The following is a 12700-nucleotide window of genomic DNA, read 5'->3' as shown; positions in this document are numbered from 1 at the left end:
TAAAAAATTAATAATAAAGCATAGGTAGACATCCTAAAATATGTTACCCAAAAAACACACAACTAACTGTTCGCAAGTTAAATACAATTATTATACAACATAAATTGAAAGCTAACATATGGCATCAAATGTTATATATAACATTTGAACCCGACCCCGAACTGCGTGTGGAACTTCCGTGTGTCGCCACCCCAAAGGCAACGCTCCCGCAGGTTGGCAAGCAGGGCGATACGGTCTGCCACGTAACACTCCACATCGAGCGTCAGCGCACCGCCGTAGATGAAGGCGTCCCGGTCGTGCAGCGTGGAGCCGTCATGCAGCACCTTCTTCCCCCAATTTACCGCCTCATATCCGGCGAGAGCCGAAGCCCCGGCATAGACGAAAACAATCTTTCGGGCGTCCGACAGTATCTTGAAGTAATAGCCGCCCTCCGCCGTGAACTGCGCCACGGGTATCTTGGTGTCCTTGTAGGGATTGTTCTTCAACAGGTATTCGCCACCGAACACCCACTTGTTCCCCTTCTTCGTGTAGGTGGAGAGAGCCGCCCCGAAGCTGTACCCGCCGTCCTTGCCGCCGAGATTGAAGCCGTCCGCCATGTCCGCCCTCACCTCGATGCCCTGCATCTTCGGCAGACACCGCTGGGCGTGCGCCTGCCCTGTAAAAAGGGCAAGCGACGCGATGATTATTGCGATGTACTTTCTCATGGTCAGCGTACTTGAAGTTCGTTGATGGTACCCGCGCGTACCAAATCCTCGTTCTCAATCACGAAGGACTGGTGACGGCCGCCGTTCTTCTCGTTCAATTCCACCACGAGGCACTTGTCATCGGGGATGGTGAACTTCGCCATCGTGAAGACCGTGCGCTCGCTCTTTTTGCCCGGCACGAGGGTGGCGTAGTTCTGCGCGCGGAGCGGCAGAATAATCTGCTCCTGCACGGCAGTACGCTTCGCAACCTTCTTGTCCACGATTTTCCAAGTGATGTAGTCCACATCGAAAGGCACGTTGCTCTGGTTCTTTATCTCCGTGTGGAAATAAAGCAAGCCGTTGTGCGTGTAGATGCCTTTCAACAGGTATTGGATGCCGAAACGCTTGCAGCCGATATGCTTCACCTCGCGCTTGTTCTGTTTGTGGATGGACTTCATGATAAGGCGCACCAGCATCGGGCTTTCGCTGCCCAGCTCTTTCAGATAGATTTCCTGCGCGTTGTTCGGGCGGTTCACCGTGCTGCCGTCATGGATGAAGTCGCACATCTCCACGTTGAGCAACAGCGGTTCGGCGGCGTACTTCACGTTGAAGGTGTAGAAACTGCCGTCCTCCGTGATGACGGACATATTCGTTTCGTTGGGAAAATTCCTTACGGTAGCCTTCACACGGATGATGTTCTCCGCTCCGTCGGCTTTCCCGGCAATCAGGTCGGGCGAGCCTAAATCGACATAGCGCACCTCCGCCGGAAAAATGACGTGGACGGTCTTGTCGTAGGTCACTTCCAGACCGTGCGGCGGTATCATGCGGTCGAAGGTCAGCTTGCGTGACAGCCCGTGATATAGGTCGCCGTCCGCCTCCTTCTGCGGATAGACCTCCTTCGTCAAGGTCGGTTGTTCACTTCCGTTGGTCGTTTCAACGGTTACATTCTCCTGCGCGTTGGCAGTTATGATGCCCATAGCGAGGGCAAACATGATGATTACTTTTCTCATTACTTTTGGATTTTAGTGGTAATTTTTATTGTTTTCAATATTTTTCTTGGTAAAGCATGACCCTGTACCCGGCTTTCAGATGCACCTTGACGGTTCGCATCTTTTTGGCGATGTACTGGCTCGTGCCTTGTATCAGCCCCTTGCCCAAGTCGGAGGCGAGCTGCGCCCCGGCATTGGTGGAGATGTTGATGCTGCTTCCCAGCGAGCCGCCCATGTTGGCGGCGACCTCCCGGACGGCGTTCATCTCCATCGAGTTCGGGATGAAGATGCCGGGCTGTCCGTCCGTGTCATAGACCGCAAGCTCCACGGGGATAATCGTGCCGTCGTATTCCAGCGAGGTAATCTCGATGTCGAGCCGCTCACCCTGTATCTTGCCCGTGCCGACCACCACCGCACCCCGGGGTATTGTCCTGCCTGCCACCGCCATAGGCTCCAGCAGGCGCAGCCTTACCGTCTGCCCGTCCGTCACGCTCTGCGCCCCATGCACGCACGCCGGTATGGTGTTCCTGTCCAATACCTCCGCCGTGCCGACAGCCGTGTTGAAACCCCGGTTGCGTTCCTGCGATAAGGCGGCGACAAACTCCGCGTTACTCATAGGCTGTGAGAGTGAAGAAACTACTTGATGCTCCACCTGTCTGATAGGCATTGCCTTGTTCTTCTTCCCTTTCTGCACGGTAGTTGGCTCTGCCCTCTGTTCCGCCGATGGCTGTCCTCCGTTCTGACCGCCCATGTACTTTGCCGCCAGCTCGTAGGACTTCTCCATAAGAGCCACCTGCTCGTCCATAGAGGAAGCCTTGCCCCTCTCGCTTTCCAGTTCCGACTCCAGCGATGCGATGCGCTCCAACAATTCGTCCATCTCCGCATTGTCGTTTTTCGGCTGGTCGTAGAAGTTTCCGAGCGTGGCGTTCAGGTCACGGTAGGCGGCTGCGGAGGACTGGATGGTCTGCGGCGTGGCTGGCTTTGCCCTTTCTTCCTTGCCGCCCGGATTGGCGAGGTCGAAGTCCACTCCGTTCTCCGTTCCCGCTATCTCGCGGTCGAACATGTCGCCCAGCTGCCCGATGGCACGGTTGCGGCTCTCCTGACGCTCTTCCATCTCCCCATGCTCGTAGGCTTTCAGCTTGTCGCCGATAATCTGCCGGTTCGCCTTGTCAGCGTCGGGCATCTCGGTGTTGTATCCGTCCGTTCCCGGCGGTTGCTCCTTGCCGGAGGACGGGGCGAATATCAGCCACATCGCCCCGATGAACACCAACACCATAGCGGGCAGCACGATCATCTTCTGCCGTTTCAGCCGTTGCGCCTCTGTCAGCGGTTCGCGCTCCTTTTTCGGTTTCCCCGTTTCGGGAGCAGCTTTGTTCTCTTTCGTCGGTTCATTCTTTGTCTGTTCCATATAAATAAGGTGTTAAGTGATTGCCTGTTTCCGCCGGGGTCGGCAGTTCCACCCGTCCGGCGTGTCCCGTTTCCATATGTGAGCCGTCGTTCCTGCCGATGTCATAGACGGCTCTGCCGAAGGTGTAAAGGGCAAGCACCGCGAAGGCGGCGAACATCCCCAGCACGATGCGGCGGCGTGTTTCCGGCGGCAAGCCGTCCAGATACCCTTTGAGACTTGCCGCCAAGCGTTTCCGTTTGTCGTGGAGTTTCCAATACATGCCCCACATTGATTTTCTGATACTTTTCATGTCCTGTTACCGTTTGATAGTCTGTAAATCCTTGTTCTCAATGATGGTGAAACCCTCGATGGTAAAACCGTTCGGGTTGTCATCCGACCGCGATGCGTTCAGCAGGCGGCAGGTGGTCACGAGGCTGCGCTCGGTGACGTTGCTCTGCCGGATGATTTTCTGTGTGGCGTAGGTCACGGCACGGTAGGGATAGGCGTTGAAGTCGCACACCACGCTGTCCACCTTCAGCACTTGGTTGATGTTCCCGGCGATGATGCGGTTGTAGTACCCCTTCTCCGCGAAGTCCGAATAATAGTGGTACACGCTCTTGTCCGCCAGCAGCAAGGCACGTTTCACGTTGTGTTCAATCGCGCTTTTTTCAGGTGATAGCGTGAAGAACATCTCGTGGAAACGGCGCACATGTTCCCGTGCCTCCGCCGGGCGGTTCTGCGACAAATCCTGAGACAAGGCGAGCATCAGGCTCTTGCCGTTGTCCAGCACATAGATTTTCTCCCGTTGCTTCTCTGCGAAACGGTAGGAGTTCCACACGCTCCACACCGTCACCACGGCGCACAGCGAGAGGAAGACGATACCGAACAGGCGTATCTGCCTGAACGACGATTCGATGTTTCTAAGTGATTTGAATTCCATTTATATTTTCCAATTTATGATTGCACATTGATTATTTCAGCAATTTGCCGACACGTCCGACTGCGTTTCCTGCGGCTGCACCCGCCACGCTGCCCGCCATGCTTCCGGCTCGTCCCGCCATCTGGTTCACGTTGCGACCGTAACCGCCCATGCCTCCGGCTTGGATAATCCAGCCCGCAACGGTGGGAATGGTAAAGTAGCCGATGATGCCGATGCAGAGGAATACGATATACACCCCGTCGCTCGAATCCAGCGAGAAGTTCGGGTCTGCCTGCATCCGCTCGATGTCGTTTTGCAGCATCAGAACCTGTATCTTCGCCAGTATGGTGCTGAACATGTCCGATACCGGTAGCCACAGATAGACCTGTATATAGCGGCATATCCACTGCGTGAGCGTGTTTTGGAAACCGTCCCATACCGACAGGGCGAAGGCTATCGGACCGAGAATCGCCAGCACCACGAGAAAGAAGGTGCGGACGGTGTCTATCACGAGGGCGGCGGCTTGGAACAGCAGTTCGAGTATCTCGCGGAAGAAGTCGCGGATGCTCTTCTTCATGTTGTACATTCCCCGGTCGATATACATTCCCGCCATCGTCACCATGTCGGAGGGCGACCAGCCGAGTTCCTCCAGTTGCTTGTCAAATTCCTCGTTGGACACGAGGTAGGCGGTTTCGGGGTTGCGTACCATCGCCTCGTATTCCAGTTTGTCCTTCTGCTCCCGGTATCGGTTCATGTCCAGCGTTTCCGCCTCCAGCATCTTTGCCGTGCCCTGTACGACGGGTGAGAGGATGCTGTTTATCGTGCCCAGCACCACAGTCGGGAAGAACATGATGCACAGACCGATGGCAAAAGGACGGAGCATCGGGAATACGTCTATCGGTTCAGCTCTCGCCAGCGACTGCCATACCCGGTAGGCGACGTAGAACAGCGCACCCAGCCCGGCGATGCCTTTCGCCACACCAGCCATGTCCCCACACAGCGGCATCATCTGCTCATAAAGTGAACGTAAAATCTGATGAAGGTTGTCGAACTTCATAGGCTACCAGTATCTTTCGTTCATGTTCCCGTACAGCCCCATGATGCGGTCGAGGTCGTTCTTCTTTTTCGCACGCAGGTAACTCACGGAGATGTTCTTGTTCGTGTAGTAGCTCACGAGGTTGCGGTAACGCTTCATCTTCGAGTGGCAGCGTTCCACCACGTCCATGCGCTCCTTGTCGGTCATGGAGAGCGTGGTGATGTTCACCACGTTCCTGAGTTCCGTCAACACTTCGTTGCTTTCCTCCAGCAGTTTCGTGTAGCCGAAAGCGATTGCGGAAAGCTCTTCGGGTCTGAAATTCCCGTCACGGAGCATCCGTTGGAAACTGTTCACATAGATGTCTGTGATGTCGCCCACCATCAGGATGGTCTGCTGCACCTTGCGGGCGTCCTTGACCAGATTGTTCACCGATTTGAGGGGTAGGCTAAGCATCCAACGCCCTGCCGTATTACTACGGTGGGTTTTCGGAAGCTCGCCCCCAAACCGGACGTACACGTCTCCGCGTATCCGGCTTTCTACTAATAATATCAATCTATTCATTGTTACTGAGTTTTTTGTAACACTTACCACATATGGCAATAGTCTTTCGTTTGCGAGCCATCATTTGTTTTTCGCAGGTAGTTTTCCCTTGAAGATTTTTTAATTTTCTCACATGGTGCATCACTAACTTATCGACTGCTCCACATAATTCACATTTTTCCGCTTTCAGCCTATCTATAAGACTTGTGTTTGTAGGATGATATGTGAATTTGGGCAAGTTGTCTAAATCCTTAATGTTCATTGGATTTTTCTTTTTGAACCCACCATGATAAAAGGTCAAGTCTTTGGCAGTACCGTTCTTTAAATAGTATCTAACTGAAAAAAGTCCATTCTTGGTGTACTTTTTTCGGATTTGCGACATCGTTGTCCGATATTTCTGCGCAAATGTTTTGTACATACTATATTTCATGATATACCCAAGTTTTGACAGACTACTACAATTATTAGCCAAACAATAGTAATTGTAAATGCCCTTTATTTCCTTGTTGTACCTGTCAAGTATCTCAAAGTCATTGTTGTTTGAAAGTTTGGGACGGGATTTTGCTTTCCAATACTCCTTGCCGTTGTGTATCTTTATTTCTAAAACACGATATTCGAGCAACTTTTTCTTAAACGTATCCTTTCCAAGTGCCAATTGTATCCTCTTATTGAAGACACGTCTTAGTACTCCGTATTTGCTTCTTTTGGTGTCATTGGATTTCCTTACAAAAATCTCATATCCGAGAAATTTTGCAGCGTTTTCAGCATGGGTGATAAGTGTTTTCTCATCAGACAGTGTAAGAGCTAACTTTTCATAGAGGAAGTTCTTTATGTCCTCTTTGATGATGATAGCATCTTGTTTACTGCCAATAATTCCAATTAGAAAATCATCCGCATATCTCACATATTTGAGTTTTCTGTAGTTCATATCCATTTCGTCACCATCAGAATACTGCAAACCTTCTTTTTGATAAGCCTTATATTGTCTTATCAATTCTGACCTTTCACTTTTGTCTTTTACCACTTTCAACTTTTTCAGAATACGGTGTCGTTTGCCTTCAAGTGATACTACCTGTTTAGTTCTTTTCCGTTCTTTCCCCTTATCAAATTTTCCAGTGTATTCCTTCATGAATTTATCCAACTTATCAAGGTATATGTTTGCCAAGATAGGGCTGACAATTCCGCCTTGCGGTGTTCCGCTGTAGGAGTTATGAAAGTTCCAGTCTTCGATATATCCTGCATTCAGAAATTTTCTAATCAAGCGAATAAATCTTTCGTCAGCGATACGTTCTTTCAGAATACCTATCAGTATCTCATGATTGATATTGTCGAAAAATCCCTTAATATCACCTTCTACGAACCATTTCACGCCCGAAAATGTCTTCTGAATATCAGACAAGGCAGTGTGGCAGCTTCTTAGAGGTCGGAAGCCATGTGACGTTTTTTCAAACTGTCTTTCATAGATGGCTTCCAATATCATTCTGACCACTTCCTGCAATAATTTATCATTAAAAGCTGGTACACCTAATGGACGCATTTTCCCATTTTTCTTTGGGATATACATCCGTTTTGAGGGTTGGGGCTGATAACTCTCATCTTTCAACGATGTTATCAGTTGTTCAATTCGGTTCAGGCTCATTTGGTCAATGGTTTTCCCATCTGCACCTGCTGTCATATTGCCCGGTTTCGCATATATGCGTTGGTAGGCAACGTAATACATTTCCTCATTGAAAAAGATACGGTACAAGCGTTCAAACTTGTAATTCAAATTTTCACTGTGTTCCGTTAGACTGTTTAATACATACTCTGGACTTCTCATAATGTCTCTCACATTTTCCGTTATTTGCATTAAAATTATTAGCTGCTTCCCTTCGCCATGTACAGGGCTTTCCCCTGCTCAGACTACTACGGAAGCTCCGTTGCCTTGTCGGATTTTCATAGGTCTGTACCTAATAGCCTTGCGGCGTTCCGATTTAGGCAATCCCCGTTTACGATATAATAACATGGCTATGATAGATTGTCGGATATGACTTCCGCCCGTTACCGCTTACTGCGGTTGTGCCGTAATTTGTTCCTGCCTCTACTACACGACGCTCGCAACAGAGGTATTACGGTATAGCGAGTTAAGTTATCTTTCACTATAAAACATACTGGGTTCACTTGGACTATCATTCAATCAGTTTGGATTTTATCCTCGTATCTATCTGTTTCATCTCACCATTCAGTTGCAATTTGATAACTAATTGACTTATGGCTTTCCAGCGTGCTATACTCCCTGCCGTCCTTTCGTGGGCAGATAAGCTGGTGATGATAGGTAAATATTGGAACACTTACCTAATAGCTTGCCAATGCTACATTTATTATATCGCCTATACGGGCGCACCATCGTAATACTTCTTGCCCTGCTGATAGATTTTCACCGTCTCCTGAAAGTTGCTCACCATGTTCGTGGCGGTCTTGGAGGTATGGATGATGTTTTTGGAGGCATTGATGATGCCCTGCGCTAGATTGCCCGGATCGCTTACGACCCACTGTGCGCTTGCCCTGCCCGCGAAAAGCAGGCACAGGCAGATAATCATTGTTATTCTTGTTCTCATGTTACTTTGGATTTTAGTGGTTGTTATTCTTCGGTCGGATGTCCCGGCTGCGGCTTCACCCGCACATAGTCCCCGTTTGGCGAGAAAGTCAGCACATCCGTGGCCTCGTTGTAGGACACGTCGATGCGGAAGCCGGTGTTCATGAACAGGTTGCCGTTCTCCTCCTGCAAGAGATAGGTTTCCGGCTTGAGCTTGCGGCGCAGACCGCTACGACGGAACACCGTCACTTTGTAGGCTTCGCCCTCCTTGTAGATAAGCACGTCAGGTTTTCCCTCCACGCTCTCCCAGTTCCCGCACAGCATGTCGCGGCGGTTGTCGGCCACGTCGCAGGATTGCAGCATCATGACCGCCAATCCGATAAGGCACTTGCTGACTTGCAGCATTTTCACTTTTGGTAAATTCATACGCGTTTTTCTTTTTTGGTTGATACATTCTGTTTTTTAGTTATTCCTTGTTTCTCCGCCTTTCGGCAAGCTGCCGGATGGCGGCTTCGATGTCGTCGCCCAGCTTCTCCGCCAGACGGTAAACCTCCACTTTTTCCGTTTCCTCGGTGGTGTACGCCAGATACTCTTCCGCGCTGACCTCCGTGGCATAGACCGCCGACTGCGTGCCGCCCAAGCCTATCCACACCTCCTTGTAGAGCCGTGAAGGGTTGTTCGCCATGTTGATGGAGAGTATCTGCGACTTCTCCTTTTCCGTCAGTCCGAGCAACGCCTGTATCTGGTCGAACTTGTTCATATATTTCCTTTGGTCAAGCAGGATTTTACAATCCGAGTTGTTGATAATGCTCTCTTTGACCACCGGAGAACTGATAATGTCGTCCACCTCCTGCGTCACCACGATTGCCTCGCCGTAATATTTTCTGACCGTCTTATACATATAGCGCAGATATTCAGCCATGTTCGCCGATGAGAGGGCCTTCCAAGCCTCTTCCACGATAAGCTGTTTCCGCACGCCTTTCAGCCGCCGCATCTTGTTGATGAAGGCTTCCATGATGATGATGGTCACGACGGGGAACAGTTCGCGGTTTTCTTTAATCGAATCTATCTCGAAGACGATGAACCGCTTGCCGAGCAGGTCGATGTTCTCCGTGGAGTTGAGCAGGAAATCGTAACGCCCGCCCCGGTAATACTGCCGCATGGTGGTGAGCATGTTGTCGATGTTGAAGTCGGACTTCTCCACCTTGATGTCACGCTGTGCCAGTTCCTTGCGGTAGTCGTCACGCATATACTCGTAGAAGGTGTTGAACGACGGCACGATGCTACGGTCGGATTGGATGCGCTCAATATAGGCACTCACGGCACTGCCCAGCTCGCCGCTCTCCGTCTTTGTCACCTTGTCGTCCTCCGACTTCCAGAGCGTCAGCAACAGGGTCTTGATGCTGTCCTTCTTCTCCACGTCGAAGATGTAATCGTCGGTGTAGAACGGGTTGAAGCTGATGGGCTTATCTTCCGTGTAGGTGAAATACACACCGTCCGCTCCGCCTGTCTTGCGTCGGATCATGCCGCACAAGCCCTGATAGGAGTTTCCCGTGTCCACCAATACCACATGTGCGCCTTGCTCATAATATTGGCGCACGAGGTGGTTCATGAAGAAAGACTTGCCGCTGCCCGAAGGACCCAGCACGAACTTGTTGCGGTTGGTCGTGATACCTCGCTTCATGGGCAGGTCGGAGATGTCAAGGTGCAGCGGTTTTCCCGTGAGCCTGTCCACCATCTTGATGCCGAAGGGCGAGAGCGAGCTGCGGTAGTTGGTTTCCTCTGTGAACAGGCACACCGCCTGTTCGATGAAGGTGTGGAAACTCTCTTCCGCCGGGAAGTCCGCCGCATTGCCGGGTATCGCCGCCCAGTAGAGTGTCGGGCAGTCGATGGTGTTGTGGCGCGGCACGCATTCCATGCTTGCCAACTGGCTGCCCACGTCGTTCTTGATATGCTTCAGTTCCTCCGCATCGTCGCTCCACGCCATGACGTTGAAGTGTGCCCGTACCGAGGTCAGTCCGTAGGAATGGGCTTCGTTCAGGTATTGGTCTATCCACTCGCGGTTGATGCTGTTGCTCCTTGAATAGCGAGATAGCGACTGCATGTTACGGGCGGACTTCTCGAACTTCTGCAAGGTTTCCTCACTGTTGTCTATCAGCACATACTGGTTGTAGATATGGTTGCAGGAGAGCAGAAGCCCCACCGGGGAGGCGAATGACAGTCGGCAGTCACTCCGGTCGGTGGAGAGCTTCTCGTAACGGGTGTCGGTAGCCACCTTGCCCGGCAGGTCTTCCGCGTCGGAGAGGGTGTGCAGACACAGGCGGTTGTCGCCGATGCGCATCTCCCTTGCCGAAAGCTCGATGTCCTGCAAGGTGGTGTCACCTTCCGGCATGAGCGAGAAGTAGCGTTCAATAAGTCCCGTCTTTCCCTCAGTACCCACAATCTCATCGGTGGAGAGGCGGCGCAGCCTGACAAGCCCGCTGTCGTTCATGATGCGCTCGAACTGTTCGCAGGCTTCCAAGAACTTGGTCGTGGTTTCCCTGTCCAGCTCCTTCGGGATGATATGTCCCCGGCACAGCGTGCTGAAATTGCTCTGCATCCGGTTACGCTCCTTTGTTGTCTTGGTCAGGTAGAGGTAGCAGGTGTGTTTCAGGTACGGACGCTCGTTGAAGTGACGCTCGAAAGAGCGGCTTAAAAAGCTCATGTCGTCCTTCTGAAGCTCCGGTTTGTAGCGTTCCTTGATGAACCAGTCCTGTTTGTGGACGACGGAGTAGTCCGGCAGCACCTTGATAGCCTTGCACCAGCAACTGTGTATCGCCTCGTACTCCGCACCCGTCACGGTGTAAAGTTCCGGTAGTTCCACCTCGAAAGCCACCGTGATGTCGGCGTCCTTTGAGATGATGCAGCCATGCTCCACCGCTAAAAGTGGGAACCTGTTTTCCAGTGTTGTCATTTTCGATGTATTCCTCATTGTCTTTCTTCCTTTCGTTGTCGTTTGAACAGACGGGTTATCCGCCGCCGGTTGATAAGGTATCGGGGATGGCTCCGTGCCGCTCCTAATTTCATCAGCCCGTGTTCACCGTACCGGGCGTTCAGCGCGAAGGTCTGCCATACAAGGAGGGAGGACGATGCCGCGCCGAAGCCGATACATATCCACTGGTCGATACCGACCATGTAGAGGATGACGAACAGGACGAAGAGAGCCAGCAGACCTCCGCAGAAGATGAAGAGGTACTGTGCCTTCAAGCCCTTGAACTCTACCGGACGGCCGATACCCTTGTTGATTGGGTATTCAGCCATACATTATTTATTAAAGGAAGAATGAGCGCAGGATGGTGGCGGCAACAATCAGGAAGATGCACGCGCCGAACCACGAGGCGGCTGTCTTGCTGGTGTCGGGGTCGCCCGATGAAAACTTGCCGTACACTTTTACGCCCCCGATAAGCCCGACGACTGCACCGATGGCGTATATCAGTTTAGTTCCGGGGTCGAAATAAGAACTCACCATAGAGGTGGCTTCGTTGATGCCCGCGATGCCGTTTCCCTGCGCGAAAGCGGAGGCGGTTGCGGCGATGACAAGTGCCGCGGAGAGGATTGCTTTTCTGTTTTTCAAGATGTTCTTGTTCATAAACTGTTCTTGTTTTTTGCCGTCAAAAGGGTGGATGGTCCTTTGTCGGGCGGTTGATACTTTGTTTCTTTACTTTGGTTTTAGTGGATGCCCGTTTGTTTCCACGGACGTGGGCGTGTCCGTTGCGGATGGGGATGCGCCTTGCGTTTCCTCGCCGCGTGGGTTGATGTCATTCTTTCATGTTCATTTCTTTTATTGTTGTCATACATAGTTGCGAATGTCGAACTCCTCGATGTTGTCCGGCACGACGAACTCCTTTTCAGATTTCTTCAGCCGAATCTCGATAAGCCCCTTGATGCGGATGCCTATCTCCGAAGAGCCTTCCATCATTTTCTCGTACAACTCCGTGCCCTCCATGTCGGTGAACACCTTAGCCGCCTTTTCACGTTCCGCCTGTGTCGCGTCCGGGTTTTTGGCGGTCTTGCAGGCGTCGTCAATCTCGTCAAAGCTGCTGCCCGAAGCCCGTGGCGTGTCCGAGGCGTCCTCTTCCGGTTCGTCGTCCCCGTATCCCAGTTCCTCCGGCGGTATGCTCGTGAAGGTCTCATCGAGTTTTTCCTCCGGGACTTGTGCCGGGCGGGATGCGTTTCCCGTTTTTCCGTCGTCAAAAGTAGCCTCTTCCTCCGACAGCTCAATGCCTTTTTCAATAGTGGCGGCTTCTTGCGTCGGTATGGCAGCGGTTGTCCGGGTGGATGCCATCCTGAAACGGCTCTTGCCGATGATGTCCGCCTTTTCCGCAGGGACTTCCTCGTGTGCCGCTATGCGTTTAGCCTCATTCCCGTCCAGTGACCGCCATAATCCGACAATGCCCTTGAAGAAGCGGACAATCCGCGTGTCCATGATGCGCTCGTAAAGGAGCAGGAACAGGAACCAGAGGTTGCAGCCGACCGATACCGCCAGCAGAATGTCTGTCATGCTGATTGTGTAATTCATATCCTTCCGTTTT

At 51.7% G+C, this 12700-nt stretch carries 12 protein-coding genes and 2 pseudogenes; all 14 read right to left on the bottom strand.

All coding sequences use genetic code 11. The annotated features are described in order from the left end of the window. Positions 1 to 131: 131 nt before the first annotated feature. Positions 132 to 704 (bottom strand): conjugal transfer protein TraO, encoded by a 573-nt coding sequence (locus NBH15_RS15745; protein WP_250823019.1) that lies wholly within the window; start codon positions 702 to 704, stop codon positions 132 to 134. A 2-nt stretch (positions 705 to 706) separates the two neighbouring features. After that, positions 707 to 1693: a conjugative transposon protein TraN gene (gene traN, locus NBH15_RS15740; protein ID WP_004291522.1), complete on the bottom strand. Its 987-nt coding sequence runs from the start codon at positions 1691 to 1693 to the stop codon at positions 707 to 709. A 34-nt stretch (positions 1694 to 1727) separates the two neighbouring features. Beyond that, positions 1728 to 3080, bottom strand: a complete 1353-nt coding sequence (traM, locus tag NBH15_RS15735; protein WP_004291521.1) for a conjugative transposon protein TraM — start codon at positions 3078 to 3080, stop codon at positions 1728 to 1730. Further along, a complete protein-coding gene (locus NBH15_RS15730) occupies positions 3061 to 3348 on the bottom strand; it encodes a TraL conjugative transposon family protein (protein ID WP_018697145.1) in 288 nt (95 codons plus the stop codon). The genes traM and NBH15_RS15730 overlap by 20 nt, the downstream gene beginning before the upstream one ends. Before the next feature lie 27 nt (positions 3349 to 3375). Further along, a complete protein-coding gene (traK, locus tag NBH15_RS15725) occupies positions 3376 to 3999 on the bottom strand; it encodes a conjugative transposon protein TraK (protein ID WP_004291519.1) in 624 nt (207 codons plus the stop codon). Between the two features lie 31 nt (positions 4000 to 4030). Continuing rightward, positions 4031 to 5035, bottom strand: a complete 1005-nt coding sequence (traJ, locus tag NBH15_RS15720) for a conjugative transposon protein TraJ (protein WP_004291518.1) — start codon at positions 5033 to 5035, stop codon at positions 4031 to 4033. A gap of 3 nt (positions 5036 to 5038) precedes the next feature. Then, positions 5039 to 5452 (bottom strand): annotated as a pseudogene (locus NBH15_RS15715) (DUF4141 domain-containing protein); the annotation flags it as partial. Between the two features lie 115 nt (positions 5453 to 5567). Then, positions 5568 to 7373, bottom strand: a complete 1806-nt coding sequence (locus NBH15_RS15710; protein WP_032535361.1) for a reverse transcriptase/maturase family protein — start codon at positions 7371 to 7373, stop codon at positions 5568 to 5570. A gap of 565 nt (positions 7374 to 7938) precedes the next feature. Beyond that, positions 7939 to 8151, bottom strand: a pseudogene (locus NBH15_RS15705) (DUF4141 domain-containing protein); the annotation flags it as partial. A 23-nt stretch (positions 8152 to 8174) separates the two neighbouring features. Beyond that, positions 8175 to 8555: a DUF3876 domain-containing protein gene (locus NBH15_RS15700; RefSeq protein ID WP_004291516.1), complete on the bottom strand. Its 381-nt coding sequence runs from the start codon at positions 8553 to 8555 to the stop codon at positions 8175 to 8177. Positions 8556 to 8595: 40 nt separating this feature from the next. Beyond that, positions 8596 to 11100: a TraG family conjugative transposon ATPase gene (locus NBH15_RS15695; protein ID WP_004291515.1), complete on the bottom strand. Its 2505-nt coding sequence runs from the start codon at positions 11098 to 11100 to the stop codon at positions 8596 to 8598. After that, positions 11097 to 11429, bottom strand: a complete 333-nt coding sequence (locus tag NBH15_RS15690) for a DUF4133 domain-containing protein (RefSeq protein ID WP_004291514.1) — start codon at positions 11427 to 11429, stop codon at positions 11097 to 11099. Before NBH15_RS15690 ends, NBH15_RS15695 begins: the two co-directional genes overlap by 4 nt. Positions 11430 to 11439: 10 nt before the next feature. Continuing rightward, positions 11440 to 11757 carry a DUF4134 domain-containing protein gene (locus NBH15_RS15685; RefSeq protein ID WP_002560983.1) on the bottom strand — a complete coding sequence of 106 codons (318 nt, stop codon included), beginning with the start codon at positions 11755 to 11757 and terminating at the stop codon, positions 11440 to 11442. Positions 11758 to 11958: 201 nt separating this feature from the next. Continuing rightward, positions 11959 to 12687 carry a hypothetical protein gene (locus NBH15_RS15680; protein WP_004304280.1) on the bottom strand — a complete coding sequence of 243 codons (729 nt, stop codon included), beginning with the start codon at positions 12685 to 12687 and terminating at the stop codon, positions 11959 to 11961. Positions 12688 to 12700: the final 13 nt, after the last annotated feature.

This window comes from Parabacteroides caeci, assembly GCF_023656795.1.
In the GTDB taxonomy this organism is placed as follows: Bacteria; Bacteroidota; Bacteroidia; order Bacteroidales; family Tannerellaceae; genus Parabacteroides; species Parabacteroides segnis.
The sequence above is the reverse complement of the archived record's forward strand: the minus strand, read 5'-3'. Positions and strand labels throughout refer to the sequence as shown.